The organism is Paraburkholderia sp. UCT2 (assembly GCF_014397665.1).
GTDB lineage: Bacteria > Pseudomonadota > Gammaproteobacteria > Burkholderiales > Burkholderiaceae > Paraburkholderia > Paraburkholderia tuberum.
In genome coordinates this window covers 163009-189941 of the sequence record NZ_VZQO01000003.1, presented here as the reverse complement: position 1 = coordinate 189941, position 26933 = coordinate 163009, and the positions used below count along the sequence as shown (strand labels likewise).

The window sequence follows — 26933 nt, the reverse complement described above, 5'->3', positions numbered from 1 at the left end:
TCATGTCGACTCAAGCTAGCGTCACGTCCGCGATCATCCGCCTGCATCCCGGCGACGACGTCATCATCGCGACCCGGCAGTTGCTGCCGGGCACGCGCATCGAGGCGGAACAACTGGTCGTCGCCGGACTGATTCCACCGGGGCACAAGATCGCGACGCGCAACATCGCGCAAGGCGAGCCGGTCAAGCGCTACAACCAGATCATCGGCGTCGCGCGTGAGGCGATCGCGCGCGGCCAGCATGTCCACACGCACAATCTCGGCATGTCGGAGTTCGCGCGCGAGCACGCGTTCGGCGTCGATGCGCAGCCGACCGTCTACGTCGACGAACCCGCGCATTTCATGGGCATTCGCCGCGACGACGGCCGCATCGCGACGCGCAATTACATCGGCATTCTGACCAGTGTGAACTGCTCGGCGACGGTCGCGCGCGCGATTGCCGATCATTTCCGGCGCGACGTGCGTCCCGACGCGCTCGCCGACTATCCGAACGTCGACGGCGTGATCGCCTTGACGCACGGGCTCGGCTGCGGCATCGACATGCAAGGCGAGGGCATTGCGATCCTGCGTCGCACGCTGGCCGGTTACGCGCTGCATCCGAACTTCGCGTCGGTGCTGTTCGTCGGGCTAGGCTGCGAGACGAATCAGATCGACGGTGTGCTCGCCGCGGGCGGTCTCGACGCCAGCACGACGAAGCTGCGCAGCTTCACGATCCAGGACAGCGGCGGTACGCGCAAGACGATCGAACTCGGTATCGCGATGGTGCGCGAGATGCTCGCCGACGTGAACCGCGTGCAGCGCGTGCCGGTGCCGGCTTCGCATCTATGCGTCGGTCTGCAGTGCGGCGGTTCGGACGGCTACTCTGGCATCTCCGCGAATCCGGCGCTCGGCGCCGCGGTCGATCGGCTCGTGCGGCACGGCGGCACCGCGATCCTGTCGGAGACGCCGGAAATCTACGGCGCCGAGCATCTGCTGACGCGGCGTGCGGTGAGCGCCGCGGTCGGCGACAAGCTGCTCGCGCGCATCGCATGGTGGCAGGACTATTGCGCGCGCAATGGCGGCGCGATGGACAACAACCCATCGGCGGGCAACAAGGCGGGCGGCCTGACGACGATCCTCGAAAAATCGCTCGGCGCGGTCGCGAAGGGCGGCACGACGAATCTGGTCGACGTCTACGAATACGCGCAGCCGATCGCCGCGAAGGGCTTCGTATTCATGGATTCGCCCGGCTACGATCCGGTGTCGGCGACGGGACAGGTCGCCTCGGGCGCGAACCTGATCTGCTTCACGACCGGGCGCGGCTCCGCCTATGGCTGCGCGCCGTCGCCGTCGTTGAAGCTGGCGACCAACACCGCGTTGTGGGAGCGCCAGCAGGACGACATCGATATCAATTGCGGCGGCGTGATCGACGGCAGCGCGAGCATCGACGAACTCGGCGAAGCGATCTTTCGCATGATGCTCGACTGCGCGTCCGGCACGCGCACGAAGAGCGAGCTGCACGGCTATGGGCAAAGCGAGTTCGTGCCGTGGCAGGTCGGCGTGGTGACCTGAGCGGGTGCATTGCAGCGACACGACCGAATAGCCGGATGGATCACGCACTGGAGGATGCAATTGGAACGCCGCCTTTATTCAGGCCGCGACGTGAAGCGCGCGCAGCGGCTCTGCCCGTCTGACGAACTGGAGATATCCGATGCAGCACGAACCGGTCTCCGCGACCCGCGGTAACGAAGCCGTCGCCGCGCTGCGCGCGGCGCTCGGCGCGGACATCGTGAGCCTGCCGGCCGAATTTGGCGGGCGGCAGTTCGCGGACTGGAGCGGCACGCCATCGACCGATCCGATCGCGCTGATCCGCCCGCGCACGACCGAAGAGGTCGCCACCGCGCTCAGGATCTGCCATCAATTCCAGCAGCCGGTCGTCACGCAAGGCGGCATGACCGGGCACGCGGGCGGTGCCTGCGTGCTTGGCGGGGAGGTCGCGCTGAGCGTCGAGCGGATGAACGGCGTCATCGACATCGATCCGGTCAGCGCGACGATGACCGTGTTCGCGGGCACACCGCTGCAGGTCGTGCAGGAAGCGGCCGATCACGCAGGCTTCATGTTCGCGCTCGACCTCGGCGCGCGCGGCAGTTGCACGATCGGCGGCAACATCGCGACCAATGCGGGCGGCAATCGCGTGATCCGCTACGGGATGATGCGCGACCAGGTGCTCGACGTCGAAGCGGTGCTCGCCGACGGCAGCGTGATCGGCGGCGAGCGCAAGATGATCAAGAACAATACCGGCTACGACCTGCGCAACCTGCTGACGGGCAGCGAGGGCACGCTCGCGGTCATCACGCGCGCGGTGCTGCGCCTGCGGGCCAAGCCGCGCGCGATCTCGACCGCATGGTGCGGCATGCCGGACTACGCGGCGGTGACCACGCTGCTCGGCCGCGCGCAGGAGCGGCTGCCGGCCGGCGTGTCCGCGTTCGAGGTCATGTGGCCGAGCTATTGCGACTTCGTGCGGCAACGCCTGCCCGAACTGCGCGTGCCGCTCGCGAGCGATCACGCCTACTACGTATTGCTCGAGACTTGCGGCGCGGACCCGGAACGGCAGTCGGCGGCTGTCGAGGAATTCCTCGCCGACATGTTGAACGCCGGCGTGATCGCCGACGCCGCAATCGCGCAATCGGACGCGGACGCCGCGGCGTTCTGGGCGATTCGCGACGCGCCAGCCGAATATCCGCGCCTGATCCCGGGACGCGTCTCGTTCGACATCAGCTTCGCGGTCGCGCAGGCGGGCGACGCGGCGCAGCGTTGCGACGAGCGGTTGCGCGCGCGCTGGCCGCAAGCGACGATCCTCGTCTATGGGCATCTCGGCGACGGCAATCTGCACGTAGTGGTGCAAGAACCTGGCTGGACCGACGAGGCCATCGACGACGTCAAGCGCGTCGTCTATGAACTGACGGGGGAAATGGGCGGCTCGGTATCGGCCGAGCATGGGATCGGCGAGGAGAAGCTGGGCGTGCTCGGCCTGTCACGCTCGCCGGCCGAACTCGCCGCGATGAAGGCGATCAAGCTCGCGCTCGATCCGCACAATATCCTGAACCCTGGCAAGGTGATCGCGATGTAGTGTGCGCGGCGCGAATCTGCGTGCGCAGCCACGGCGCTTTCAGCCGCTCGGGAACGCGCGCAGCATGTTGCGCGAGTCGCTTGCTTAGGCACTCGATCTCGCCGAGCGCGACGTGTTCGAATTCGGCGGGGCGCAGTGCGATCGCATCGTTGCGAGCGTACTCACGGAAATATCCGGCGGCGCGTCATGGCATCGGCGACGTGGTACGCCGGAGCCGTGCCGATTCAGGCGTCTTCGCCGGTTACGAATACGCCGTTTTCCGGTGCCGTCCGTTCGACGTCGATGCATTGCACGCGCCAGTGGCCGCCCACCAGGATGCGGCCGTGCTCGGCGCACCACTGCACGCGGCCGACCTCGCCTTCGAACGGCCCGTCGAGCTGATTCAGATCGAGCCCCTCGAGCACGCAGACCGGCGCGGAGCTATGCGGCGCGCACACGAGCGTATTGCCGCAATCCATATGCAACGCGCCCCATTCGGGCAACTCGAGCCCGAAATGACCTTCGCGCGACCATTGCCGCGTGTCCTTGTCGAGCCAGAGAATGGCGAAGGCCATCGGGTTGACACGATCGAACGCGTCGAGATGAACAGTCAAACGCATGACATGTCTCCGCAATGTATACGACTGATTCGCATTGCCGGCGCCATCGCGCGTCGGCAGCGGGCCCGCTGCGTGCGCATCGAGGCAACGCCGGCCGTCAGCGCAGACGCCGAGCACACGAGCAGACAGTTTCGGATTCGCGCAATCACGGCACGCACTCCCGTATCAGGAATAAGATCAGTGTACGGGCGGCGAAACCGCCCTCATTGACTTCGATCAAACGGTCTACGGCGCGGGCCGATCGCGCGACACAATGGCGCGCCTACGCTGATGAGAACGGCGCGCGCCTCGCTGTCTGCCATGACGGCAGCTTGTCGCCGCCGAAGCATCTGAAGGAGAACCCGATGCGAGCGATGGTGTTCGACGGCAGCTCGGCGACGCTGACCGAGCGGGAAGTGCCTGATCCGCGGCCCGGTGCCGGCGAGATCCTGATCGACGTTCATGCGTGCGGCGTGTGCCGCACGGACCTGCATCTGGTCGACCGCGAGCTCGAGCATCCAAAGCGGCCGGTGATTCCCGGCCACGAAATCGTCGGCGTGGTGGCCGAATTGGGCGCGGGCGTCAGCGGTTTCACGGTGGGCGAGCGGGTCGGCGTGCCGTGGGTCGGGCGCACCTGCGGCCACTGCCGCTACTGTCTGTCCGCCCGTGAAAATCTCTGCGACGACGCTGGCTTCACCGGCTACACGATCGACGGCGGCTACGCCGAGCGCACGGTCGCCGACAGCCGCTACTGCTTTCATCTGCCGCCGCACTACAGCGATATCGAGGCCGCGCCGCTGCTGTGCGCGGGTCTGATCGGCTATCGCACGTTGAGCATGGCGGGCGACGCCGAACGGATCGGTATCTACGGTTTCGGCGCGGCCGCGCATCTCGTCGCGCAGGTGGCGCGTCACCAGCAGCGCACCGTCTATGCGTTCACGCGCCCTGGCGACCACGCGGCCCAGCAACTCGCGCTGCGCCTCGGCGCGGCATGGGCCGGCGGCAGCGACGAGGCACCGCCCGGCGAACTCGACGCCGCGCTGCTGTTCGCGCCGGTCGGCGCACTGGTGCCGCTGGCGTTGCAGGCGGTCGCGAAAGGCGGCGTGGTGGTGTGCGGCGGCATTCATATGAGCGACATTCCGTCGTTCCCGTACGCGTTTCTGTGGGGCGAGCGGCGGGTGGTGTCGGTCGCGAATCTGACCCGCGACGATGGGCTTCAGTTCATGCGCAGCGCCGCCGAGATGCAGCTCGCGATCGAGACCACGACTTACGCGTTGCGCGACGCGAACCGCGCGCTCGACGATCTGCGCAACGGCAACCTGACCGGCGCGGCCGTGCTCGCGGTCCGCCCGTGATCCGCTAGCGAGCCGTTGGCGCTTGATACAGATCAAGCCGCGCGCCGCGTCGGCGTTCATCATGTAAGCGCGAACCGCTGGCGTCCCCGTCACGGGCCGAGGTGTGAAGCGACGCGGTCGGCGCGCCGCCTCGCGGTGCGACGATCCGAGGAGAGCCGATGAACACTGCTGCCGAGCGCAACACCTTCCACCGCGTGATGATCGCGTCCGCGGGCGGCAGCGGACTGCCGCTCGGCACGCGCGTCGCCCGGCAGTTGGTCGCGGCGGATGCGCGCTTTCGTCTCGTCGATATCGTTTGCAATCCTGCCGCGCTTTATCCGACGCTGATGCTCAGCTATCCGGACTGGTGCGAGGCGCATCGCGCGATGCTGCACGGCGCGCAGGCCGCGCTGCGCGACGCGGTGATCGCGTTGCACGGCGTCGTCGCGGCGAGCGACGCCGAGATCGTCGATCTCACCGCGCTGCATCAGGGCGCGGCCGAAGCGCTCGCCCACACGGCGACGCAATGGGACGCGGATCTGGTCGCGGTGGCCGCGCATCCGCGTGAACATCGCCGGGACAGCCGTATCGATCCCGAGGAACTGGTCGCGTCGATCGGGCGTCCGGTGCTGTACATGCCGGCGAGGTCGACCGACGCGAGCGATGCCTCGGCGGTGAGCCGCGTGCTGGTCGCGATCGATGGCAGCGACACCGCGCTCGACGCGCTGCGCACCGCGCTCGCGGTAGCGCCGCCCGACGCGCGCATCAAGGTCGTCTACGCGGCCGACGACCGGTTCGCGTGGTGCGAATGGTTACCGTTCGAAGTCGTGTCGCAGCATCGAATCGATGTCTTGCGGCGCGGCGCGGCGATGCTCGAACAAAGCCGGCGCGCGGCCGAAACCGCGTTGCTCGAGTTCGACGATGCTTCCGGCGATGCGTCGAGCGCGATTCTCGACGAAGCGCAACGCTGGCACGCGGACCTGATCGTGATGGGTTCGCACGGCATGCGCGGCGCGCCGCACCCGTTGCCGGGGCACGTGACGTCGCGCACGCTGCGCGACGCGGCGTGTCCCGTGCTCGTGTGTCCGCGGGGCGCGTCGTCATTGCGGGCGGACGACGTGCCGCACGGCGAGTGGCGCGAGCCGTATCTGGGCAGTCCGGGCGGGCCCTTTTATCTGTAGCAGGAGCGCGCCACGCGCGTTGACAAATCCAACCTCAGTGGAGAATCGGCATGTACCAACATATCCTCGTCGCGCTAGACGGCAGTACTTTCTCGAAACGCGCGCTGAAAGAAGCGGTGAATCTCGCCGCGTTGACGAAGGGCGTCGTGCATCCGGTTTATGTGGTCGACAAGACGCCGCTCTTTTCCTATGCCAGCTATTACGACCCGCTCACGCTCGTCGAGGCGTTGCGCCAGGACGGCCAATCGGTGCTGGAGGAGGCCGAACAGGCCTGCGCCGCCGCCGATGTGCCTTGCCGCCCTGAAATGATCGAGTCGGAGAGCCTGTCCGACGACGTCGCCGCGATCGTGCTGCGCCACGGCGAGCAGATCCGTGCCGATCTGCTTGTGCTAGGCACGCATGGGCGACGCGGCGTGCGGCGCCTCGTGATCGGCAGCGTGGCGGAGCGGGTGCTGCGTTTCTCGACCTGTCCGGTGCTGCTCATGCGCGAGCAAAGCACCGAGGATGCGCCTGCAGAGTAACCCGCGACAGCGGGGCGCGGCAGCGCGTGAGCATTACGCGAGCGCGTCGGCCGGTATCTGGATCGAGATCCTGAAGCCATGGCCCGGCGAGCTGGTGAACGACACGTTGCCGCGCAACTGCCGCACGCGTTCGCGAATGCCGAGCAAACCGAATGAATCTGTTCCCTGCGACCGATCCAGCGCGACACCCACGCCGTCATCCTCGATATCGAGGGATACGATGGGGCCCGCGCAGGTCATGTCGATGCGTACGCGGCTGGCCTTGGCGTGCCGCGCGACGTTCGTCAACGCCTCCTGAACGATGCGAAACAGCGCCGTCGCCGCGAATTCGCCGCATATCGGCTCGGCCGGTTCGAGATGCACGCTCGAGCGCACGTCGTAGCGTTTCGTGAAGTCTTCGGCCAGCCAGTCGAGCGCGGCGGCGAGTCCGAGGTCGTCGAGCAGCGGGGGCCGCAGATCGGCGGCGATACGCCGCAGCGAAGCGGCCATCCAGTCGATCTGCTTTTGCAGTTCGTGCGTCTGCGCGGCCAGCGGCTCGGTGTCGGCATGGTTTTTCAGCTTCGCTTCGAGCAGCGCGACGCTCATTTTCAGCGCGGTCAGCCGTTGGCCGAGATCGTCGTGCAGTTCGCGCGCAATACGTTTTTGCTCGTTTTCGCGGGCGATCTGCACGTGCGTGGATACCTGATTCGCGCGTTCGAGTTCCGCGAGGCGCATACGCTCGGTCAGGTCGCGCGTGATCTTGGCGAAGCCGAGCAGCGCGCCCGACGCGTCGTGCACGGCGGAAACGACCACGTTGGCCCAGAAACGCGAGCCGTCGCGACGTACGCGCCAGCCCTCGTCCTCGGTGCGGCCTACGGCTGCGGCGATTTGCAGTTCGCGGGCGGGCTTGCCGGCCGCGATGTCTTCCGGGGTATAGAACTTCGAGAAATGCTGGCCGATGATTTCTTCGGGCGTGTAGCCCTTGATGCGCTGTGCGCCGGGATTCCAGCTGGTCACGCGGCCGGACACGTCGAGCATGAAGATCGCATAGTCCTGAACCGCATCGATCAACATGAAATAGCGATCCTCGACGGGCACGTCCGACAAGGACGCCGCACCGGTGAAGCAGGAAGACTCGCCGCTCGACAGACCCATCGCTCCTCCGGGTGGTCACGCAAGGTCGCGCACCGCAACGCACCGAGTTATATCAGTTCGGGAGCGCTTGTTCCACCCCGCATGTCCCGCGAACGAACGTGAGGCGAGCGTCGCGTCGGCGTTCAAACCCGAGCCAGTCCTTCCGCGTCTTCGATGCGGATCGTTTTGCCGTTCGCCTTGACGAGGCGCTCGCGCTGGAACTTCGAGAACATCCGGCTCACCGTTTCGAGCTTCATGCCCAGAAAGCAGCCGATTTCCTCGCGGGTCATGCGCAAATGAAACTCCGCCGCGGAAAAGCCGCGCGCCTTCAAGCGCTTCGACAGATTCAGCAGAAACGTCGCGACGCGCTGTTCGGCGGTCATCGTGCCGAGCAGCATCATCTGGCTCGATTCGCGCACGATCTCGCTGCTCATCATCTGGTAGATGTGATGCTGCATCGGCTTCATCTCGCGACAGATCGCCTCGAGCTGCGCGAACGGAATGATGCACACGACGCTGTCTTCGAGCGCGATCGCATCGCAATTCTGCTTGCCCTCGCCGATGCCGTCGAGGCCGAGCGAGTCGCCGGCGATCTGGAAGCCGGTCACGTGCTCGCGGCCGTCGCGATGCATGACCACGGTCTTGAACGATCCGGCGCGGATCGCGTAGATGCTTTGAAACGCATCGCCCGCGCGATACAGCGCATCACCGCGTTTGATCGAGCGCGTCGAGCAGATCAACGTGTCGAGTCGGCTCAGTTCGTCGGATGTCAGCTCGGGCGGCATGCAGATCGCGCGCATCGCGCAGGTGGAGCAGCGCGGCACGGCGTGGCGTGTGGCCGCGGTGCGTGGCACGACGTGGATCGGTACGCCGTGCGAAGTGCGGGGCGCGTCGTGGCGGGGTTCACAGACTGTGGCAACTTGCATGCTCGGCTCCTCGCGGTCAGACCGGATGCGCATGACGCGCATAGGCAATCGCTTCGATGGCACGGCAGGCGAGTTCGAACTCCGAGGTCTTGTCGAAGCAGAAGTCGGCGCCCGCCGCTTCGCACGCTCGGCGAAACGCCGTCGTGCAATGATTGGTCAACACGATGCTGACGATGGACGGCCGCGCCCGCGACAGCGCCGCGAGCAGCAGCAGATTGGTCTTGCCCGAGAAGGACGGGTCCAGCACCGCGACATCGGCGCGACTCGCGACGATGTCGTCGAACGTGTGCTCGACGCCGGCGGACTCGCCGACGATTTCGATGCCGGGAATCAGCGCGATCAGGCAAGCAAGCCGGCGTCGGACCTCGGTCGCATCGTCGACGAGGAAGACTCTCGATAAGGTGGCTGGCGGAGCGGTGTCCATACTGACCAGTATTGGCGACCTCATCTCAGAAATATATCGGCGGGGATTTAAGCGGCGCTAGGAGTTCGGGTAGTGTTGTAGGAATATTCCTAGTGCATGGCTGGCGATGGGGTATGTAGCCGAGTGCGAGTACACGGCTACTTTCGACGTGACGGCTTCGAAGGTCGCAGGCATGCAGTTGATTAAGTAATCACGGAACAAGCCGATAAAGACCCATTGACCTGCGTCAAGCCGCGCGGCGGCGCGCGCTTCACACTGTCGGCGCGGACACGCGACGGCACCGCTTCGGTTCATGCCAGCGCTTTCACAGGGAGTCCAACATGTATGCACGAATTCTGGTTGCACTCGACGACAGTCCCAGCGCGCAGCGCGCCTTTGCCGAGGCGCTGAAGCTCGCGAAGCTGACGGGCGCCACACTCGAAGCCTGCTGCGTGGTAGGGCACGGCAAGTGGTCGGACAATGCCGATGTGGCTTTCGAGCCGGAACCGGCGGCCGCGGCGCAAGAATTCGCCAGCCGCGCGCTCGATGCGCCGCGCGAGCTGATGCGCGAGGCGCAGGTGCCCGGCGGCGTGCGGGTGATCGACGCGTACGCCGAAAGCGTGTCCGCGGTGCTCGCGCGCGTCGCCGACGAAATCGAAGCCGATCTGATCGTAATGGGCACGCACGGCCGCCACGGCGTGCAGCGCTTTCTGCTCGGCAGCGTCGCCGAGTCGCTCGTGCGTGCGACCGACAAGCCGGTGCTGATCGTGCGGCATGACGAACACGGGCACGCGCGGCCCTGAAGCGCCGCGTCGCGCAGCCGTGGCGCGATCGCGTCGGAGCGGCCGCGCAGCAGCCTGGTTTTCGCGGCTCAGGTGAGTTCGTGTTCGGCGCAGGCCGGGATTGACTGATCGCGCGTCGCGCCGTTCGCGTGCGCGGGAACCATCAGCACCGGGCAGCTGGCGCTGCGCAGCACGCGCTCGGCGACGCTGCCGAGCATCAGTCGTTGAACACCACGACGGCCGTGCGTGCCCATCACGATCGCGTCGGCGTGCCATTCGAGCGCCGCCTCGACGATGCGATGCGCGATGTCTTCGCCGGTGATCGCGGCTTCGACGGTGCGGGCCGTGCCCTTGATCCCGCGCGCGGTCATCCGGCTCTGGGCATCGGCCGCGATCCGCTTGCCTTCCTCGATGAAGGCGTCCTGGATCACGCAAGGGTCGAAGCCGGGCGCGTCGTAGGCGATGACGGGCACATCGATCACGTACAGCGGCTGCAGCTCGGCGCCCGATTCGGCGGCAAGGGTCAGCGCGGCGTCGAACGCACGGGAGGCGGTGTCGCTGCCATCGAGCGCGACGAGTAGGCGGTGAAACATGGCGGACTCCTTAAGCGCGCACTTCAGTGCGACAACAGCACCGGTACGGTCATCGACTCGAGCATCGTGCGCGTCGCGCCGCCCAGTACGACTTCGTGCAGACGCGAATGCGCGTAAGCGCCCATCACGATCATGTCGCAGCCGAGGTCGGCCGCCTGCGACAGCAGCGCGTCCCCGACCGGCGTGCCGTCCGCGACGCTCAGTTCGCGCACGTCGATCTTGACGCCGTGACGCGCGACGGTGAGTGCGATGTCGTCGCCCGGAACCGTGTCGCGCGGCGGACGATCGCCCGATGAATGAACCGTCAGCAGCGTCACTTTGGACGCGTGCGCGAGGAACGGCAGCGCGTCGTGGATCGCGCGGGTGGCTTCGCGGCTGCCGTCCCACGCGATCAGCACGTGGCGGCCGGGCGCCGCGAAGGTGCCGCCCGACGGCACCAGCAGCACCGGCCGCCCGGCCGACAGCACGACGTGCTCGACGAACTGTTCGGCGACGAACGCCTCGGGGTCGGTCGGGTCGGTCTGCCCGAGCACGATCAGATCGGCGAGACGCGCATAGGGCGGCACCACGTCGTTCGCGTAGCCGTTCGCGGCGATCCAATGACCGTCGACGTTCGCGCGCGCGAGTTCGGCACGAAACAGCCGCTCGAGCGCGCTGGCACGCTCGTGCCGCAGACGCTCGTGCTCCGCGTAGTAGTCGGCGGTGCCGGCCATCACGAAGAACGCGTGCCGCGGTGGCACGTACGTCGCAAACAGGCCTGTCAGCGTCGCATGAAAGCGGTGTGCGAGCTGCAATGCGATTTCGAGGCGCGGATGTGCACGAACGCTCGTATCGAGGTGAACGAGAATGCTTTTGTAGCTCATCGCCAAAGCTCCGTGACAGAACGTGGGGAAACGGGCGCAAGCAGGCTCGAGCCCGTCGTCAAATGGAGTCTAAGGGCCCGGCGGCCGCGGCTGTTGATGCAGATCAAGCGGGGGCCGCCGCGCGCTCAAATTACAGTAGCAGGCGCGCTCGACGGTTTGCAACCGCGCCTGGCAATCCTATGCTGTGCTCTGGAGGGCAGCGATCATGATTTCCGAATCCGATGCGCCGCCCGGGCGCCCCGCTTCACCTTGGACCTCGACGGCATCCGGACCGCCCGAAGGCTGGCTCGACTACGCGGCGGCGTATCGGACCGCACTGGGCGCGGCACACGAGTACGCTGAGCGGTGCTTCGCCGACTGGAGCAAGTCGATCGCTTTCGTCGCGCAGCGCGAGGCGGACTGGTTCGGCGAGGCCAACCGCGCTTGCGCCGCCTGGTATGCGGGGTGGCAGACGGTGTACGGGATCGCGCCAGGCGTCGCGCCGCTCGCGGGCGGCCTGAGCGCATGGTGGTGGAGCTCGCAGAACGCGCTGCCGTTCGCGGGCGTCGTTTAGCCGCGCGAGCCGGCAAGGCCGGCGCGCGCACCGTCAATGGCAGACACGGCAAGGAGGAGTTCAGATGGGAACGGATCGCGTGGCATTGGTCACAGGCGGGATGGGCGGTTTGGGCACGGCGGTCAGCCGGGCGCTTCATGACGCGGGCATGACGGTCGCGGTGACGCACTCGACGCACAACGATCACGTGTCGACATGGCTGCAGCACGAGCGCGACACGGGGCGCGACTTTCACGCGTACGAAGCCGACATCGCCGACTTCGATTCATGCGCGCGCTGCGCGCAGCGCGTGCTGACCGAACTGGGCGCGGTCGACGTGCTGATCAACAACGCGGGCATCACGCACGACACGAGCTTCGCGAAGATGAGCAAGGAGCACTGGGACGCCGTGCTGCGCACCGATCTCGATGGCCTGTTCAACATGAGCAAGCCGCTGTTGCCCGGCATGCTCGAGCGGCGCCACGGTCGCATCGTCAACGTGGGGTCGGTCAACGGTTCGCGCGGCGCCTACGGGCAAACCAATTACTCAGCGGCCAAAGCGGGCGTGCACGGCTTCACGAAGGCACTTGCGCTCGAAACCGCGAAGCACGGCGTCACGGTGAACACGGTGTCGCCCGGTTATCTCGCGACCGCGATGGTCGAAGCGGTGCCGCGCGAGATCCTCGACACGAAGATCCTGCCGCAGATTCCGCTCGGCCGGCTGGGACGTCCGGACGAGGTGGCGGCGTTGATCGCGTTTCTATGCTCAGAGGAGGCGGCTTTTATCACCGGTGCGGACATTGCGGTTAACGGGGGTATGCATATGCAGTGAGGGTGCTCGCCTTCACCGCGCTTGACCCACGTCAATGACCGCCTTTCTGGCAAGAACAGGATAAGCCCCATAGCAGGCGCCTGGACCCTGAGTCTGCGCGCAACAGGTTCGATCGACACTCGCAAGGGGAGGCGAAGATGGGCATCGACATGCAGATCGTCTACCTTGGCTTTGCGGGTGCCGCTCCGCTCGAAGCGGAAGCAGGTGCGCAACTGGTGCGTCTCGCGCGGTTTGGCGCGCTCGTGTCGCACTGCCATCTCGCCATCGAGGCGTTGCGTCCGGGATCGGCGCATCCGCTGTATGACGTGAGGCTGGATCTGGTCACGCCCGCGCACGAGCTCAAGCCCGTCGCGCACTGCACTGACGACGACGCCAAAGCGGCGATCCGTCGCGCGTTCGATGTGGCGGAAATGACCCTCGAAACAGCGATCGGCACCGAGCGTGGGAGCTGACGAACTTGCGTCGTGACGTGACGCTCGGCGTTCGTCAGATGCGGACTGCTGACGTTTTCCCCGGCCACCTCACGCCGATCTGCGGTTTGCCGAACCCCTGGCCGCGCGGCGCGGCCGGCAAACCTTCAACGCGGCGTGCTCGACATCGCGCCAGAATTCGCAGAGCCCCGGATGAACCGCATCGCGCCAACGGGGCCCGATGAAGAGGTCGTAGTGATTGCACTGCTCGATGGTGAGCTGCCGCGCGGCTCGCATCGGCGATGCATCGCACAGCGCATGCGCGCAATGCGTTTGCCCCGCGCCCGTGATCTCGTCGCTGTCACCCTCGATCGTGCACAGCGGGGTATCGCGCAGCGCGGCGATTCGTACCCGGCGCCCGGCGACCGACCACAGACCGCGCGGCAACAGATGTTCGTGAAACACCACCCGAAGCATGTCGAGGAAGTAGCACTCCGCCATGTCGAGCACCGCGGCATATTCGTTTGCCGAGCGCAGCGCCTGCTGCGCACCGGGCATGTCGCCGGCGAGCCATCGGGACCAGTAATCCGCTTCGAGTCGCAACTGCCGCTCCGGATGCGCGGCAAAAATCGCGGTCTGCTGGATGAAGCCCGGATACACGAGACGCCCCGCGCCGCAATAGGGCGGCGGAACGATATCGATCGCATGGTCGTGAAACCACTCGAGCGAATGGGAACTGGCGAAGCGGTCGGTGATGGTCGGGTTCAAACGGGTATCGATCGGGCCGCCGAGTAGCGAGAGGCTCGCGATCGGCGCCGCCTCGTCCATGGCGAGCAGCGCCGCGGCGCCGAGCGCAGGCACGCTCGCCTGACAGATCGCGATCACATGAACCGGCGAACCGAACGCACGGGCGGCGCCGACGAAGCTTTCGAGCGCCTGCACGTAGTCGTCGAGCGATAGCGGGCCCGCTTCGCGCGGTACGTCGCGCGCGTCGGCCCAATCGGTCACGAACACGTCACGTTCCTCGAGCAGCGTTTCGGCGGTCTCGCGCAGCATGACTGAGTGATGTCCGGCGAGGGGCGCGCACAACAGCACCGGCAGTTTTGCGTCGGTAGGGGGTGTAGAGGGGTTGCGCTTGAACCTGAGCAGCGCGCCGAGCGGCAAGGAGGCGACGACGCTTTCGTCGACGGTAACGCGGCTACCGTTGCCGGCAACGGAGTGGATCGCGAATGTCGGCGTTCGTTCGAAAGCGCAGGCGGATCTCAGCAGCCAGTAGCTGAACGCGTCGGCCGCCTGTTCCGGGCCGAGCCAGCCCGCTTGCGGGCGCGGCCCCGACTCCGGTTCGGACAGAACTCCCCCGACCATCGCGCGCGCGAGGCGTTGCTGTGCATCGATGAAGGCGTACCACATGATGAACTCCGACGTTCGTCGATCATGAGGGCAGCGTTGCCGCACCGGCACGAACTCGTGACGCGGATACCGTCGCAAAGCTTACCGCGAAACGTTGGGGCGAGGGGCGCGAAATCGGTGCACGCGGCGCGCCAAGCACGCCGCGTGCAAGAGGCGTTGCGCGTTTTCCCGGCAGGGTTTTCACGCGATGGCGTGCCTCTGAAACGGAGCCGAAAGTATCGGGGAAAGCGAACGACGTCGAGCGTGACTCATGGTTCGTGTCGACGGTTGACGTGGATCAACGAGAGAGGCGTTGCGGGTCATTACGCTGACGATGGCAGTCGCTCGCGACAACCCCGAGGAGAATCCAATGGCCATATCAGCAAACGCGCAGGAAGGAACCTGGTCCGTGAGCGTCGAGACGCGGGAGGCGCAGGAAGGCGGGTTTCTGTCGACGATCCATGTCAAACATGTGTCGCCCGAGGGTGACTTCGAACGTACCATGCATCAGTCGCAGGTGTTCGCCGTGGAAAGAGAGGCGGTACTCGAAGGCTTGCGCGAAGGCATGACGTGGATCGCGCTGAAGACGACGCGGACCATCGGGGTGTAACAGCGCACCGCGCCTCGCGTGCTCGCCGCAACAGGCAACGCGTGCGAGGTAGCGGTGCTCGAGCGTCGCGATGCGTGTCTTCAGATTCCGCTCGTCGGATCGACACGTGTCGCGGGATCGCTTTCGACGACACTGCGCGTCGCTTCCCAGTACGGTTCGCGATGATAGAACTGATGGACCGACGTCCCCCATGCGCGATCGGCCATTGCCGGCCAATGGTCCTTGTCGAAGCCCGGCGAGCTTTTCACCTGCTCGGCCGTGGCGTCCAGCTGGAAGCACTTGCGGTCCGTATCGAGCGTCAGCGAACGCCACGGGATCGCGTGCAAGGTCCCGCCGATGCCGAGAAAAGCGCCCTCCGTCAGCACCGCATACGCGATGCGGCCGCTGCGCACGTCGAGCATGATGTCGGAGATTTTGCCGAGGTCCTGGCCATCGGAAGAGATCACCTTGTTGCCGTCGAGCGTCGCGGCGGCCATGACCTCGGGTCCGGGACCGTCGCCGACGCCGCCGCCGGCGATACGTGCGCCGGCGCTGGGCTGTATGGGAGTCGCGGAGGCGTTCGGGTCGAGAGGATCGAGCGGGTTCATGTCGAAACTCCTGATTTCCACGGAATACCTGCCGTTCGCAAGGCGCGTACCCGATACCGGATTCGAAGACTAGAATAAAAACACGCCGTGTCTAGCGGCTGCGCTGCGCCCGGATAGGGGGAGCGATCATGCGTTGTGGAATCGTTGGTCTATGCACTGGCGTGGCGGGCGTATGTGTGTTGTCTGGCTGCGTCTATTACGGTCCTTACTCGTACTATCCGGGAGCCGGCGGCTATTACGCCTGCACCAGCGCCACTGCCACTGGCCCCGCGCAAGCATCGTCTGGCAACGCGCCTGTGCCGGCGAGCGATACGGCGGCCGCGAATGCGGCGCCAAACGACTTGCCGTTGTCGGGACAGAATTGCACGTACGTCGCGGTACCTGCGCCTGCTTACTACGGCTATCCCGGGTATTACGGTTATCCGGGCTATTACGGTTATCCCTATGGCTATTCATGGCCGGGCTACTACGGATGGTGGGGACCGTCAGTGGTGATCGGAGGCTACTGGGGCGGTGGCCATGGCCATGGCGGCTATTACGGCCACTGGCACGGAGGACATGGCGGGCACGGGCATTGAGCAGCCAGCACGCCAGCCAACTACGAAAACGTCTCCGGATAAAGATCCTCGCTCATGTCGAGATTGCCAGTCTGCGCGTAGATCAGCGGCTCGCCGTCCGCGCCGGCTAGCGCGCCATCGACGACGCGCCCAACTATCAGCCGATGATCTCCCGCCTCGATGTCGCCGGTCACCCGGCAGTCGAAATGCGCGAGCGCATCGAGCAACAGCGGCGCGCCGGTCACGCCGGTACGCCAGCGAGCCACCGCGAGCTTGTCGACGGCTCGGCCCGACTGCGTGCCGAAGTGCTCGGCGAGCTTCTGTTGATCCGCGCGCAACACGCTGATCGCGAACACCGCGCCGCTGCGCAGTAGTTCGTACGACTCATGCTCGGGACTGATGCCGAGCGCGACCAGCAACGGTGCAAACGAAACCTGCATCACCGAGCTTGCGGTGAACGCATTGCGGCGCTCGCCGTCCGCTACGCCGATCACATACACACCCGCAGTCAAATGCCGGAAAAGCTGCGCGATCCCGTTGCTCATAGGGCCTCCTGGATAACATTTCGTCGCGTGTTGCACGTCTGTGCGCCTGCTCCCGAAGATGCAAAACATAAATATTGAATCGATATAAACATATCGAAACAGAATGAATCTCAGCGCGGTTGTTCGTCGGAAGCAGACGTGACGCGGTGCGTGCCTGTGGGACGAATTCAGGCTATCACCGGGTTATGCAAACGATAAATATTATATTTACCTAAAGACATAGAGCGTGCATTTCGGGGCGACCAAAAGCTTTGCACCAGGCGAGTGCGGCCGGCACGAGTGCGTGCACCGATTGGCACTTTCATTGGCTCAAAATAGAGCACTCCTGTTCTCTTATAGGGACGTAAAAAAATCTTCGCGATGATCCCGCTATTCACCTGAAGAATGAGAGCGTATTGCCGATAACCAGTTATGTCCGGTACTACGTTTCGCGTCGGTATGACCTTGTGTTATAGCGGGCGCCAAAGCGGTGATGTACCTGCTTATCCGTTCGGGTTCTTACATTCTCAACAAAGCGAACTATGAATTTCGGCAATATGAAACTCGGCGCCAAGCTGATCAGCGCTTTCATCCTGGTTTCGATCATCAGCGCTGTTGTCAGCGGGATCGGCCTGCACAACATGGCGGAGATCAGTGCGAACGCAGACAAGACGTATCGGCAGGACCTTGTCGGGCTCAACCTGATACAGCAGGCTAACGCCGACGTACTGCGAGTCGGCACCTATCTGCGCAACGCGGTTCTGGCCACGACGGCCGCCCAGCGGGCTGGCTCGCTCGATCAAGCTGACAAGGCCTTTGCCTCGTCACGTGAGCACCTCAATCAGGCGGAGCCGCTCATCTATACCGACAAAGGCAAGGCTACGTTCGCCGACCTCGATCAAGGTTGGCAGGACTACATCCAGGCCTTCAATGAAATGAAAGGCAAGATCAACGCGGCGGCGTTAGGGGACCGGGACAGCCTGACCGAATACATGCTGGGCGAGTACCACCACAAAGGCTTCAAGACCCTCGTGCTGATGGGCAATCTGGTTGCCCTGAAACAGGCCGACGCGCAACGGACAGCTGAAGCCAACGATGCCGTGTACGAGGAAGGTCGAACTCTGATGCTGTTCTTCGTGGCGATGTCCGTGTCGATCGGCGTGGGAATCGGCATATGGATGATGCGTAGCGTAACGCGGCAACTGGGTACGGAGCCGGCGACGGCTGCTGCTGTGGCCAGAAGCGTGGCGGCCGGCGACCTGAACATCAGTATCGCCCTGCGGCCCGGCGACACGAACAGCCTGATGGCGTCGCTGAAAGCCATGTGCGACGCCCTGGTGCGGGTCGTGTCAGAGGTGCGCGAGAACGCCGAAGGTGTCGCGACTGCGAGTGCGCAGATCGCACAAGGCAATCTGGATCTGTCGAGTCGCACGGAGCAACAGGCGGCGTCGCTCGAAGAAACGGCTTCCAGCATGGAGGAACTGACTGCGGCGGTCCGCCACAACACGGACAATGCAACCCAGGCTGCCACGCTCGCGGGTACCGCCTCGAGCGTCGCGCAACATGGCGGCGAGATCGTCGGGCGCGTGGTCGAGACAATGCGTGACATCTCCACCAGCTCGGCCACGATGTCCGAGATTATCGGCGTCATCGAAGGCATCGCCTTCCAGACCAACATCCTCGCGCTGAACGCAGCGGTCGAAGCGGCCCGCGCGGGAGAACAGGGGCGGGGCTTCGCTGTCGTTGCGGGTGAAGTCCGCACGCTCGCGCAGCGCAGTGCGACTGCCGCGAAGGAAATCAAGGAGTTGATCTCGGACTCTGTCAGCCGGGTGGAGGCAGGCTCGATGCTCGTCGAAGAAGCGGGCGGTGCGATCAAGGAAATCGTGCAGTCAGTGAAGCGCGTGACCGACATCGTGGGCGAAATCTCGTCGGCATCGAGCGAGCAAAGCACCGGTATCGAACAGGTCAATCAGGCAGTCAACCAGATGGACCAGGTCACACAGCAAAACGCTGCGCTTGTCGAAGAGGCGTCGGCGGCAGCCCAGACAATGGCCCGGCAAGCGGAAAGCCTGCGCAAGACGGTCGCTTTTTTCAAGGTCGATGGCGAGAAGGCTGCTTCATCGCGAGCGACGACGCAAGCGGCAGTACCGCAACGGACGGCCCTGAACCGCGCCCCATCCTCTGCTGTAACACCGGCAAAGGTTGCGAGGAGACCAGTCCCCTCTTCAGAAGGTCCGGTAGTCGTCGCCGCCGCGACTGAGACGGACTGGCAGAAATTCTGAGCGATTCCGACCGGTTCAGGGTGCTGGATGACGTCGATTCATACCGTCGGCGCGTGCCAGCCCCGCGGGAGTCGAGCGGGCGAAGATCCGCGATACACGTGCGCCGGATGGCTATCAATGCGGCGCGGCGACTGCCTCAGGCACGCAGGCAGCGTGGATGATCAACAGTGCAGCCAGGGCGTGTGATTGTGGACGGAGACACCCGGGCCCGCCGGTCAAGCGGGTTCGAGGAAATAGCGTGATGCGCGACTGCACTCGACGTGCAGCGCCTTGAATGTCTCGCCGTCTCCGCGCACTGGCCATCGCCGATCTCGTCTCGCGCCGCTCCGACATGCAGCGCGTGACGGGCAGATGCGCAGCGGTGAGATTCGATTAACGGTAACTCGTGAGATCGTAATCAAAACTATGGGATCAAACGCTCCGCTCAATGTCTCGACAATGGTTGTGAACTCGTTGGAGTCCGCCGGAATAGACCACGTGTTCCTGGTCCCGGGAAAACTGATCTATCCGCTGCTGGACGCAATCGACAACTCCCCTTTGATTCGCGGAATCGTAGGCGCTCATGAGACTGGCAGTGCTTTCATGGCCGATGGCTATGCCCGCGCCAGCCGGAAATTCGGCGTTTGCGCAGGGATTTCCGGCCCAGGCACGATGAATTTCGTTCCCGGCATGGCAGCCGCTCACGCAGACCGGATTCCGATGCTCTATATTGCCGGCGGGATCTCGTCGCATGCGGAAGGCAAAGGGGCGTTCCAGGATGCCACGCCCGGAGGCATTTTTGAAAGCGGCGTGGTCAGAAGTCTGGTGACGGATATCGTCGAGCTAAAGAACAAGGAAAATACTCAGGCCGAGATGCGTCGTGCGATCGAAGGGTTGAACTGGATGCGTCGAGCGCAGTCATTCATCAGTATCCCCGTAGACGTTCAAAAGCAGGATGTCCTGCCCGGTCAGGACGTGGCACGGCAACCCTACGCTCACCGCGAATTTAACGCATGCGAAGTGCCCGCGAACCGCGCCGCTCTGGATGCCCTGTGCGATCAGTATCTGTTTCAGTCGAAGAGAGTCGCGTTTCTGGTCGGAAGTCGCGGCAATGATGCGGAAACTGCAAAGCTTCTTCTCGAGGTTGCCGAAGGCTTTCACATTCCAGTCGCAACGACACTATCGGGAAAAGGTGCATTTCCCGAGCAACATGCCCTTGCACTGGGTGTCTACGGATTTTCAAGTCATTCGCGCGCTGCACGGGTGATCAACTCCGACGAACTTGACGTACTAGTCGTGTTTGGTAGCGACCTGAACCAGCGAGACAGCATGAACTGGAGCAGGAGGCTGACAGGGGGGAAGGAGCTATTCATCTTTGATGACAGCTTCGATTCACCGGCGATGGGGCACATTTCGCGTCAAGGAATCTTCTCCGGAATTTCCGCGAGCTTCCGGTTGCTGGCTCAGAAAGCCGCGGACAACCCTCCCGGGCTGCCGCAAGCACTGCAAAGAAGAAAGGGGTGGATTGCCGAGATCAACGAGACCCCCCTGTACGACCACCGGTTCGAGCAGTTAGGAGCCCGAGTTTCCAGCGGCGACGAAGCGCTATATCCTGGAGACGTAGTTAAGCACTTGTGCCGGATGCTGCCGAAGGACAGCAACGTCGTGGTGGATTCCGGAGCCCACCGCATCTTCATGGCCCATTACTGGCTGTCGTCAGGTAAGGGCAACTACTTTTCGTCGAGCTCGCTCGCCCCGATGGGCTGGGCCATCGCAGCGGGAATCGGCGTCAAGCTTGCGGCCCCGGAACGCCCGTGTGTCGTGGTGACCGGCGATGGGTGCATGATGATGCACGGCATGGAGATTCAGACCGCGGCTCGATACCGAGTCAAGGTGATCTATGTGGTTCTGAACAACGCCGCACATGGCGCAATCCATATCGACGCTATCAGGAGTGGTTCGATTTCAGAGCAGTTCACCAAATTGCCCTGTCATAGCTGGTCGGCTTTTGCATCATCGATCGGTGTGGCCGCGCGCGCGGTTGAGCGCATCGACGAGCTTGATGGTGTATTGAGTGAAGCTTGCCAATATGACGGCCCCTTTCTGATCGAAGTCATCACCGGAGTTTTTCCCGCGCCGAACCGGTACTATGCAGAAGCCGAAGCCTGTCCGTGAGATTCCATCCTTCAACGCGACAAAGCCAACCGCATTGCTGAACGACGCCGCAATCAGACCGTCTGAACGCCGCGTCGCAGTTGTCAACGAAATGTCATTCGAACCGCCTAAGTTTAGACGTTCGGGCCGATGGCAAAGCTCGACGCGGCGATGGGCACGCCGGGCCTGCGCAATGCGCAAGAGAGGGGGCGCGGCGCGTAGCTTGCTGCAACCATTGAACCGGTCAGTCAATCTCGTGGAGGCAAACCATGCTGTTAAAACGCGGAATTGCAGTTCTTGCCGTTGCTCTACCGCTCGCGGCCGCGCAAGCGCAAACCGTCGACATCACCGGCGCGGGCAGCACTTTTGCGGCCCCGATCTATAACAAGTGGGCTGACGCCTACCATAAGGCGGGAGGCGGCAAGGTCAACTACCAGGGCATCGGTTCAGCGGGCGGCATCAAGCAGATCATCGCGAAGACCGTTGATTTCGCAGGTTCCGATGCGCCGATGAAGGACGACGAACTGGCGAAGACTGGCCTGTTCCAATTCCCGACCGTGGTCGGCGGCGTCGTGCCGGTCGTGAACCTGCCCAGCGTGAAGCCGGGTCAACTCATTCTGTCGGGTGCCGTGCTTGGCGACATCTATCTGAACAAGATCAAGAAATGGAACGATCCGGCGATCGCCGCGCTGAATCCGGGTATGAAGCTGCCAGATACGGACATCGCCGTGGTACGCCGCGCCGACGGTTCGGGCACGAGCTTCATCTGGACGAACTTTCTGTCGAAGGTGAACCCGGAGTGGAAGTCGAAGATCGGCGAAGGCACGACGGTGAACTGGCCGACCGGTACGGGCGGCAAGGGCAATGACGGCGTTGCCGCGTTCGTGCAACGCCTGCCGGGCGCGGTCGGTTACGTCGAGTGGGCATATGCGAAGCAAAACAACATGATCTACACCAGCCTGAAGAATTCGGCCGGTACCGTGGTTGCGCCGAAGACCGAAACCTTCAAGGCGGCCGCCTCGGGCGCGGACTGGAAGACGTCCTTCTACCAGATCCTGACGAACGAGCCCGGCAAGGACGCGTGGCCGGTCGTCGGCGCGACCTTCGTGCTGCTGCATGCGACGCAGGACAAGCCGGCGCAAGGCGCGGCAACGCTGAAGTTCTTCGACTGGGCGTTCAAGAACGGCGGGCAGGCTGCCAGCGATCTCGACTACATTTCGCTGCCGGACGCGGTCGTGTCGGAAATCCGCGCGCAATGGAAGACCAAGGTCAAGGACGCCTCGGGAAAACCGGTGTTTCAGTGAAGGCCTCGATGCCACCCGCCTCAAACAGCTTGTAATCGATCATGGACGAAGTCAATTGACGGTGCCGAGCGTTCAGGCTCGTCTGCTTTTGGTCAATCGCCGTTGTGCGATGCCGCCTCCGCGCCGAAGCGCTCGACCATGAATTCAATAAAGCTCGCATCGAGGTGATTGCGGGCGCCACGCGAGCGCGTAATCGCGATCGGTCGTCATAGCCATTGGCGTTTGCTTATCGTATCCATCAGCCGAACGGCAAGCGGCGTCGCGCCCGTGGCTAATCAACGCGATCAGGTGTTGGTCGGGGCCCTGGACCCGCTCGAGCGCGCAAAGAGGGAACGCTCATCACACGCCACGCCACGCTACGGCACGCTCGCGATGTACCATGTCTGCGTGAAATCTCGCGCTGGATATCGTGGAGTACATCATGGGAAGCGCATGGAAACGCCGCTTCAAACTGTTTATCCAGCGTTTCTGGCAGCCAACCAGCGCGTGCATGACCTGTATGCCGGGGAGCTGGGGCAACATCATGAGCCTCACGCACTGGGCGATCGCATTCAAAACCGGGCTGCTCACCGGCGTGCTCGCCCTGCTGCTCACCTTCACGCCGGCGGCGAAGTGGTACGGGAATCGCTATAGCAACGCGCTGCTCGTCGGTTGCCTGACCGCTATCGGCGATGCCTACTCTCATTTCAGCCACTACCGCTTTCATGTTCTCGAACACATCGCGACGGGGGTCGTGTCAGGCCTGTTTGCGCTTGCTGCGTCGTACCTGTTCGAGGACCGCGCGCGCCGCGTACGCGCGGCGTGGTCGCGTTTGTTCGGATAATAAGACTTCGATCTCGAACATCGTGAGACGTCACGATGAGTGTTGCGCGTGACACGTTCGTGCCCGGATACATCGCGGTGAATTGTTCGCGTCAGTGCGGTGACGAAAGCAGTTTGAAGCGCTTCCACAGCTTCTTCAATGTCTGATGATCGGCAGCGACGCGTGACGCGAGGAAGCCGCGTGCGAAGGCCGCGCCCGAGGCTGCTTCCGGCGACGTTTTCAACAACGACTTCAGAAGCTGGTCGGCGACGACGGCATCGTTGCGCCAGCCGAGATCATCCTGAAGCGCGGTGAGCGCGTCGACATAATGGCGAACGGCCTGCTTCGGGCATAGCGACGCAAAGAACTCGGTGGCGTATCGAACTTTTTTCGCCGCGATGCGGGCTCGGTGACGACGGTGATCGTCCAGATCGGCCAAACCCTTGCCACGTTTGATCAGTTTCTTGTGCCGACGACACAGGACATCGGCGGCGAATGACTTCACCGGGCCGCTGATCGCGTTGCGCTGTTCGTCGGACATCTCATCTCGCCAACCTTTGCGGTTCACCCAAAGCGCGAACTGGAGCGCGAGCCGCGTGTAGCGAACCGACTCGACCGCGGCAGCCGCGCGCTGCCGGTTGTTGACGGCAATCTGCTCGCACGCCTCTCTGACGGGCCGGATCTCGTCCGCATTGCCGTCGGCGCCGGCATGGTCGAGCGTCGATCCCGCAAGCACTTCCCAGTCGCGCGCGCCACCGAGTTCCGAGGCAATCCAGCGCAACTCCTCGTCGAATCCGGACGAGGCGGGGATGACCTTCGCAAACAGGTCGAGAGCCGAACGCAAGCGACGGAGTCCCACGCGCATCTGATGGACGCTCGATGGATCGTGGCCCGACACGACGCCCCGTTCATTCGCGTGGACCTGGTCCAGACAGTTGCGCACAATCACGCAGAACGCATCCTCGACCGAATCGCGTTTGTTCAGTCGCACTGGTTGCGCTTTCACCGCCTCGCTGTGCTCGTCAATGAGCAGTGCATACCCGACATCTGCCTTGCTGCGATGATCGATACGCAGCGGCGCAGTTTCGAGCATTTCCAGCGCGACCCGGTACAGCACATCCGGATTGCCCTGTTTCAGTTCCAGTTCCACCGCGGCGATCTGCACTGATCCCGAATCCGCCTCGACGCTTCCTTCGTCGAGAGCAAGCTCGAGTTCGTCTCCGGACGGCTGGCGCAGCACAAACGCTGACCGGTTGATCCGCGTGACGAACACCGGCTTCAGTTGGGCCGCAACGGTCTCGTCGCGAATCAGCTTTCCGCAGTCGCTGTCGTCGGGGATCTGGTCGTACAGCAGCGTCAGATCGGGCGCGTCGCTATTCACGGGCATCTCGAACTCGTCCCGGTCGAACAACCCCGCCTTGGCCGATCCTTCGCGCTTCAGCGTCTGGATTTTGTCGTTGCCGACGGTGCGCACGCGCAGCGAAGCCCCGCACCAGTGAAATGAAAAATCGGGCGTGTCGAAATAGGTGCTCGTCAGCAGGTGAGGCGTTCCCGCTGTGACTTCTGATTGCGCAAGCATCGACGCGTTACGCAATTTGACGAGATCTTCGTTCGCAACGCGCAGCTTCAGTTCCCGTTCCATGCTGCCTCCGAAATGAGCACCGGACTGTCAGACTACACCGGATTGGCTGGACCGCGTCGCGGCCGATCGTCCCCAGTGGCCTCAGATAAAAGTTGGACACGGAAAAAGTGGATGAGACGGTCGACGAGCCTGGCGCGAATGCCTGTACACGTTGGAACATCTTGATTAGGAAATGATCGTTTCCTATAATCGCCGTATGACTACACCCAACCATGCTGCCAGACAGCCACGTGCTCCAGGTCGTCCACGCGAATTCGAAATGGACGTCGCGCTGGACGGCGCAATCCAGATTTTTCGCGAGCGCGGTTATCAAGGGACGTCTCTTGGCGACCTTGGGTCCGCGATGGGGCTCACGGCCGGCAGTATCTACAAGGCGTTCGCCGATAAGCGAGCGGTATTCCTTGCCGCGCTCGAGCGCTACATCCACCTACGAAATGGCCAGTTGCAGAGCCTGCTCGACGCGGAGCAGACCGGCCGCGACAAGGTACGGGCCATTCTGCGGTTTTATGCTGAGTCTGCAATTGGCGAAGAGGGCAAGCGAGGCTGTCTCGTAGTCGGAAGTGCAGTCGACCTGCTGGCCTTCGATGACGAGGTCGCGAGTCATGTGGTCGCGTCTTTGCAGCGAACGGAGCGTCTGTTGTGTCGTTTGATCCGAGTGGGCCAGACAGACGGTTCGATCGCGTCCGCCGTGGATCCGGACGCTACCGGCCGCGCACTGCTGAGTCTGACGCAAGGTTTGAGGGTCGTCGGCAAAGTCGGGCGATCCCGGGCACACATGATGGCGGCGGCGGATCAGGCCATGCGTCTGCTGGACTAAGCACAGCAAGACATAGCATCGCGTGACCTGCGCGTGCCGCTCGCCCTATTAGGAAATGTCCATTTCCTAACATCATCCGCCAATGAGAAAAGCCGCTCAACGGTGTCATCCCCCAACCCAGAGGAGTTTCGTTCGTGAATACACATCACTCGCCGGTGCCATCAGGGAGTTCCGGATTCGTAAGCACGTTGCCAGTAGCAAGGCCCGTTGCGGGGCTAGCAGGATTCGAGCACAAGTTCGCAACCGTAGACGGACTGAGGCTGCATTACGTCACCGGTGGAAACCCACAGGGCGACGTGGTCGTGTTGCTCGCGGGCTTTCCCGAGAGCTGGTTCGCCTGGCGCAAAGTGATGGGACTGCTTGCAAAGACCTACCGAGTCGTCGCGCCGGACCTTCCCGGACAAGGTGATTCGGATCGTCCGATGGACGGCTACGACACACAAACCCTTGCGAGCCATGTTCACGGTTTGCTCCAGCAACTGGGGATGACCCGGTACTTTCTTGCTGCACACGACATTGGAGCGTGGGTGGCTTTTCCTTACGCCGTAATGTTCGGCGACGAGGTCCGGCGACTCGCGCTGCTGGATGCGGGGATCCCCGGCGTGACGTTGCCTGATGCGTTGCCGAGCGCGCCCGAGCGTGCATGGCGCACCTGGCATTTCGCATTTCACGGGCTACCGGACCTGCCGGAAGTGCTGCTCGCCGGCAAGGAACGTGAATACCTCGACTGGTTCTTGCGGCGAAAGGCGGCCAATCCCGATACTTTCACTGACGCCGATATCGATGAATATCTACGCATTCTCAAGAAAGACGGCGGTTTACGCGCGGGCCTTGCGTATTACCGGGCCGCGCATGTGTCCGCCCAACAGAATGCAGAACTGAAGCAACGAGGCATGCTCGACCTGCCACTGCTGACGCTCGGTTCCGATCAAGGTTCCATCGCCGATATGGCAACACCTTTGAGAGCCTTTTTCACCGACGTCCAAGGCCGCACCATTAGCCACTGCGGGCACTTCATTCCAGAAGAACAACCGCGCGCGGTCGCCGACGAACTCACTGCGTTCTTTGGAAGCGCAGAGGGGTAACGGGGCCACGGGGGCGCAAGATGCC

General features: G+C 63.8%; 27 protein-coding genes. 17 read left to right on the top strand and 10 right to left on the bottom strand.

All coding sequences use genetic code 11. The features are described 5' to 3' along the window. Window positions 1-2: 2 nt before the first annotated feature. Together F6X39_RS04090 and F6X39_RS04085 are read left to right on the top strand one after the other, a co-directional pair. Complete coding sequence (locus tag F6X39_RS04090) at window positions 3-1550, top strand: UxaA family hydrolase (protein ID WP_187615657.1); 1548 nt, start codon at window positions 3-5, stop codon at window positions 1548-1550. Between the two features lie 139 nt (window positions 1551-1689). Further along, a complete protein-coding gene (locus tag F6X39_RS04085) occupies window positions 1690-3108 on the top strand; it encodes an FAD-binding oxidoreductase (protein WP_187615656.1) in 1419 nt (472 codons plus the stop codon). Window positions 3109-3332: 224 nt separating this feature from the next. Here F6X39_RS04085 and F6X39_RS04080 read toward each other — a convergent pair whose 3' ends face one another. Continuing rightward, the gene (locus F6X39_RS04080; protein ID WP_187615655.1) at window positions 3333-3707 is read right to left on the bottom strand and encodes a DUF3564 domain-containing protein; all 375 of its coding nucleotides are present in this window, start codon (window positions 3705-3707) and stop codon (window positions 3333-3335) included. A gap of 344 nt (window positions 3708-4051) precedes the next feature. Here F6X39_RS04080 and F6X39_RS04075 point away from each other — a divergent pair, with 344 nt between their 5' ends. The 3 genes from F6X39_RS04075 (at window position 4052) to F6X39_RS04065 (ending at window position 6722) form a co-directional block, all read left to right on the top strand. Then, entirely contained in the window at window positions 4052-5041 is a 990-nt protein-coding gene (locus tag F6X39_RS04075) for a zinc-dependent alcohol dehydrogenase family protein (protein WP_184044913.1), read from the top strand. 158 nt (window positions 5042-5199) lie between these two features. Beyond that, window positions 5200-6201 (top strand): universal stress protein, encoded by a 1002-nt coding sequence (locus tag F6X39_RS04070; protein WP_187615654.1) that lies wholly within the window; start codon window positions 5200-5202, stop codon window positions 6199-6201. A gap of 50 nt (window positions 6202-6251) precedes the next feature. Beyond that, entirely contained in the window at window positions 6252-6722 is a 471-nt protein-coding gene (locus F6X39_RS04065; protein ID WP_187615653.1) for a universal stress protein, read from the top strand. A 33-nt stretch (window positions 6723-6755) separates the two neighbouring features. On the opposite strand, the gene F6X39_RS04060 is transcribed toward F6X39_RS04065, so the two are convergent. The 3 genes from F6X39_RS04060 to F6X39_RS04050 all read right to left on the bottom strand — a co-directional run bounded on the left by F6X39_RS04060 (window position 6756) and on the right by F6X39_RS04050 (window position 9185). After that, a complete protein-coding gene (locus F6X39_RS04060) occupies window positions 6756-7856 on the bottom strand; it encodes a PAS domain S-box protein (protein ID WP_187615652.1) in 1101 nt (366 codons plus the stop codon). Between the two features lie 122 nt (window positions 7857-7978). Next, window positions 7979-8761 carry a helix-turn-helix domain-containing protein gene (locus F6X39_RS04055; protein WP_187615651.1) on the bottom strand — a complete coding sequence of 261 codons (783 nt, stop codon included), beginning with the start codon at window positions 8759-8761 and terminating at the stop codon, window positions 7979-7981. 16 nt (window positions 8762-8777) lie between these two features. Then, entirely contained in the window at window positions 8778-9185 is a 408-nt protein-coding gene (locus tag F6X39_RS04050; RefSeq protein WP_187615650.1) for a response regulator, read from the bottom strand. Between the two features lie 320 nt (window positions 9186-9505). Here F6X39_RS04050 and F6X39_RS04045 point away from each other — a divergent pair, with 320 nt between their 5' ends. Then, a complete protein-coding gene (locus tag F6X39_RS04045; RefSeq protein WP_184044907.1) occupies window positions 9506-9967 on the top strand; it encodes a universal stress protein in 462 nt (153 codons plus the stop codon). 68 nt (window positions 9968-10035) lie between these two features. Here F6X39_RS04045 and F6X39_RS04040 read toward each other — a convergent pair whose 3' ends face one another. Then, window positions 10036-10539, bottom strand: a complete 504-nt coding sequence (locus tag F6X39_RS04040) for a universal stress protein (protein ID WP_187615649.1) — start codon at window positions 10537-10539, stop codon at window positions 10036-10038. Window positions 10540-10562: 23 nt separating this feature from the next. Then, the gene (locus F6X39_RS04035; RefSeq protein WP_187615648.1) at window positions 10563-11402 is read right to left on the bottom strand and encodes a universal stress protein; all 840 of its coding nucleotides are present in this window, start codon (window positions 11400-11402) and stop codon (window positions 10563-10565) included. A gap of 205 nt (window positions 11403-11607) precedes the next feature. Between F6X39_RS04035 and F6X39_RS04030 the strand changes: the two genes are divergently transcribed. The 3 genes from F6X39_RS04030 (at window position 11608) to F6X39_RS04020 (ending at window position 13218) form a co-directional block, all read left to right on the top strand. Continuing rightward, the gene (locus F6X39_RS04030; RefSeq protein WP_222945102.1) at window positions 11608-11955 is read left to right on the top strand and encodes a polyketide synthase; all 348 of its coding nucleotides are present in this window, start codon (window positions 11608-11610) and stop codon (window positions 11953-11955) included. A gap of 64 nt (window positions 11956-12019) precedes the next feature. Then, window positions 12020-12766, top strand: a complete 747-nt coding sequence (gene phbB / locus F6X39_RS04025) for an acetoacetyl-CoA reductase (protein WP_187615647.1) — start codon at window positions 12020-12022, stop codon at window positions 12764-12766. Window positions 12767-12903: 137 nt separating this feature from the next. Beyond that, the gene (locus F6X39_RS04020) at window positions 12904-13218 is read left to right on the top strand and encodes a hypothetical protein (protein WP_187615646.1); all 315 of its coding nucleotides are present in this window, start codon (window positions 12904-12906) and stop codon (window positions 13216-13218) included. A 69-nt stretch (window positions 13219-13287) separates the two neighbouring features. Here the strand turns inward: F6X39_RS04020 and phaZ are convergent, their stop codons facing one another. Further along, window positions 13288-14586: a polyhydroxyalkanoate depolymerase gene (gene phaZ, locus F6X39_RS04015; protein ID WP_187615645.1), complete on the bottom strand. Its 1299-nt coding sequence runs from the start codon at window positions 14584-14586 to the stop codon at window positions 13288-13290. Window positions 14587-14935: 349 nt separating this feature from the next. Here phaZ and F6X39_RS04010 point away from each other — a divergent pair, with 349 nt between their 5' ends. Then, entirely contained in the window at window positions 14936-15175 is a 240-nt protein-coding gene (locus F6X39_RS04010) for a hypothetical protein (protein ID WP_187615644.1), read from the top strand. A gap of 80 nt (window positions 15176-15255) precedes the next feature. Here F6X39_RS04010 and F6X39_RS04005 read toward each other — a convergent pair whose 3' ends face one another. Then, a complete protein-coding gene (locus tag F6X39_RS04005; protein ID WP_187615643.1) occupies window positions 15256-15762 on the bottom strand; it encodes a PRC-barrel domain-containing protein in 507 nt (168 codons plus the stop codon). Window positions 15763-15890: 128 nt separating this feature from the next. Between F6X39_RS04005 and F6X39_RS04000 the strand changes: the two genes are divergently transcribed. Further along, window positions 15891-16340, top strand: a complete 450-nt coding sequence (locus F6X39_RS04000) for a hypothetical protein (protein WP_187615642.1) — start codon at window positions 15891-15893, stop codon at window positions 16338-16340. Between the two features lie 20 nt (window positions 16341-16360). Here F6X39_RS04000 and F6X39_RS03995 read toward each other — a convergent pair whose 3' ends face one another. Then, window positions 16361-16864 carry a flavin reductase family protein gene (locus tag F6X39_RS03995; protein ID WP_187615641.1) on the bottom strand — a complete coding sequence of 168 codons (504 nt, stop codon included), beginning with the start codon at window positions 16862-16864 and terminating at the stop codon, window positions 16361-16363. A gap of 521 nt (window positions 16865-17385) precedes the next feature. On the opposite strand from F6X39_RS03995, the gene F6X39_RS03990 reads away from it, so the two are divergent. The 4 genes from F6X39_RS03990 (at window position 17386) to F6X39_RS03975 (ending at window position 23385) form a co-directional block, all read left to right on the top strand. Continuing rightward, window positions 17386-19125 (top strand): methyl-accepting chemotaxis protein, encoded by a 1740-nt coding sequence (locus F6X39_RS03990; protein WP_187615640.1) that lies wholly within the window; start codon window positions 17386-17388, stop codon window positions 19123-19125. A gap of 351 nt (window positions 19126-19476) precedes the next feature. Beyond that, a complete protein-coding gene (locus F6X39_RS03985) occupies window positions 19477-21279 on the top strand; it encodes a thiamine pyrophosphate-binding protein (RefSeq protein ID WP_316251647.1) in 1803 nt (600 codons plus the stop codon). A 248-nt stretch (window positions 21280-21527) separates the two neighbouring features. Continuing rightward, complete coding sequence (gene pstS, locus F6X39_RS03980; RefSeq protein ID WP_187615639.1) at window positions 21528-22562, top strand: phosphate ABC transporter substrate-binding protein PstS; 1035 nt, start codon at window positions 21528-21530, stop codon at window positions 22560-22562. Window positions 22563-22983: 421 nt separating this feature from the next. Further along, window positions 22984-23385, top strand: coding sequence for a hypothetical protein (locus tag F6X39_RS03975; RefSeq protein ID WP_187615638.1), 402 nt, complete (start codon window positions 22984-22986; stop codon window positions 23383-23385). Window positions 23386-23476: 91 nt separating this feature from the next. Here the strand turns inward: F6X39_RS03975 and F6X39_RS03970 are convergent, their stop codons facing one another. Next, complete coding sequence (locus F6X39_RS03970) at window positions 23477-25006, bottom strand: CYTH and CHAD domain-containing protein (RefSeq protein WP_187615637.1); 1530 nt, start codon at window positions 25004-25006, stop codon at window positions 23477-23479. A gap of 259 nt (window positions 25007-25265) precedes the next feature. Between F6X39_RS03970 and F6X39_RS03965 the strand changes: the two genes are divergently transcribed. Both F6X39_RS03965 and F6X39_RS03960 read left to right on the top strand, forming a co-directional pair. Continuing rightward, window positions 25266-25823, top strand: a complete 558-nt coding sequence (locus F6X39_RS03965) for a TetR/AcrR family transcriptional regulator (RefSeq protein ID WP_184069571.1) — start codon at window positions 25266-25268, stop codon at window positions 25821-25823. Between the two features lie 260 nt (window positions 25824-26083). Further along, complete coding sequence (locus tag F6X39_RS03960; RefSeq protein WP_221307791.1) at window positions 26084-26908, top strand: alpha/beta fold hydrolase; 825 nt, start codon at window positions 26084-26086, stop codon at window positions 26906-26908. Window positions 26909-26933: the final 25 nt, after the last annotated feature.

Excerpts from the sequence above, each read along its gene's own strand:
- F6X39_RS04020 (WP_187615646.1), top strand. The coding sequence starts at position 12,904 with ATGGGCATCGACATGCAGATCGTCTACCTTGGCTTTGCGGGTGCCGCT.
- F6X39_RS04075 (WP_184044913.1), top strand. The coding sequence starts at position 4,052 with ATGCGAGCGATGGTGTTCGACGGCAGCTCGGCGACGCTGACCGAGCGG.
- F6X39_RS03965 (WP_184069571.1), top strand. The coding sequence starts at position 25,266 with ATGGACGTCGCGCTGGACGGCGCAATCCAGATTTTTCGCGAGCGCGGT.
- phbB (WP_187615647.1), top strand. The coding sequence starts at position 12,020 with ATGGGAACGGATCGCGTGGCATTGGTCACAGGCGGGATGGGCGGTTTG.
- F6X39_RS04030 (WP_222945102.1), top strand. The coding sequence starts at position 11,608 with ATGATTTCCGAATCCGATGCGCCGCCCGGGCGCCCCGCTTCACCTTGG.
- F6X39_RS04000 (WP_187615642.1), top strand. The coding sequence starts at position 15,891 with ATGCGTTGTGGAATCGTTGGTCTATGCACTGGCGTGGCGGGCGTATGT.
- F6X39_RS04080 (WP_187615655.1), bottom strand. The coding sequence starts at position 3,707 with ATGCGTTTGACTGTTCATCTCGACGCGTTCGATCGTGTCAACCCGATG.
- F6X39_RS04055 (WP_187615651.1), bottom strand. The coding sequence starts at position 8,761 with ATGCAAGTTGCCACAGTCTGTGAACCCCGCCACGACGCGCCCCGCACT.
- phaZ (WP_187615645.1), bottom strand. The coding sequence starts at position 14,586 with ATGTGGTACGCCTTCATCGATGCACAGCAACGCCTCGCGCGCGCGATG.
- F6X39_RS04085 (WP_187615656.1), top strand. The coding sequence starts at position 1,690 with ATGCAGCACGAACCGGTCTCCGCGACCCGCGGTAACGAAGCCGTCGCC.
- F6X39_RS04050 (WP_187615650.1), bottom strand. The coding sequence starts at position 9,185 with ATGGACACCGCTCCGCCAGCCACCTTATCGAGAGTCTTCCTCGTCGAC.
- F6X39_RS03985 (WP_316251647.1), top strand. The coding sequence starts at position 19,477 with ATGCGCAGCGGTGAGATTCGATTAACGGTAACTCGTGAGATCGTAATC.
- F6X39_RS03970 (WP_187615637.1), bottom strand. The coding sequence starts at position 25,006 with ATGGAACGGGAACTGAAGCTGCGCGTTGCGAACGAAGATCTCGTCAAA.
- F6X39_RS04040 (WP_187615649.1), bottom strand. The coding sequence starts at position 10,539 with ATGTTTCACCGCCTACTCGTCGCGCTCGATGGCAGCGACACCGCCTCC.
- F6X39_RS04070 (WP_187615654.1), top strand. The coding sequence starts at position 5,200 with ATGAACACTGCTGCCGAGCGCAACACCTTCCACCGCGTGATGATCGCG.
- F6X39_RS03995 (WP_187615641.1), bottom strand. The coding sequence starts at position 16,864 with ATGAGCAACGGGATCGCGCAGCTTTTCCGGCATTTGACTGCGGGTGTG.
- F6X39_RS04005 (WP_187615643.1), bottom strand. The coding sequence starts at position 15,762 with ATGAACCCGCTCGATCCTCTCGACCCGAACGCCTCCGCGACTCCCATA.
- F6X39_RS04045 (WP_184044907.1), top strand. The coding sequence starts at position 9,506 with ATGTATGCACGAATTCTGGTTGCACTCGACGACAGTCCCAGCGCGCAG.
- pstS (WP_187615639.1), top strand. The coding sequence starts at position 21,528 with ATGCTGTTAAAACGCGGAATTGCAGTTCTTGCCGTTGCTCTACCGCTC.
- F6X39_RS04065 (WP_187615653.1), top strand. The coding sequence starts at position 6,252 with ATGTACCAACATATCCTCGTCGCGCTAGACGGCAGTACTTTCTCGAAA.
- F6X39_RS04060 (WP_187615652.1), bottom strand. The coding sequence starts at position 7,856 with ATGGGTCTGTCGAGCGGCGAGTCTTCCTGCTTCACCGGTGCGGCGTCC.
- F6X39_RS04010 (WP_187615644.1), top strand. The coding sequence starts at position 14,936 with ATGGCCATATCAGCAAACGCGCAGGAAGGAACCTGGTCCGTGAGCGTC.
- F6X39_RS04035 (WP_187615648.1), bottom strand. The coding sequence starts at position 11,402 with ATGAGCTACAAAAGCATTCTCGTTCACCTCGATACGAGCGTTCGTGCA.
- F6X39_RS03975 (WP_187615638.1), top strand. The coding sequence starts at position 22,984 with ATGGGAAGCGCATGGAAACGCCGCTTCAAACTGTTTATCCAGCGTTTC.
- F6X39_RS03990 (WP_187615640.1), top strand. The coding sequence starts at position 17,386 with ATGAATTTCGGCAATATGAAACTCGGCGCCAAGCTGATCAGCGCTTTC.
- F6X39_RS04090 (WP_187615657.1), top strand. The coding sequence starts at position 3 with ATGTCGACTCAAGCTAGCGTCACGTCCGCGATCATCCGCCTGCATCCC.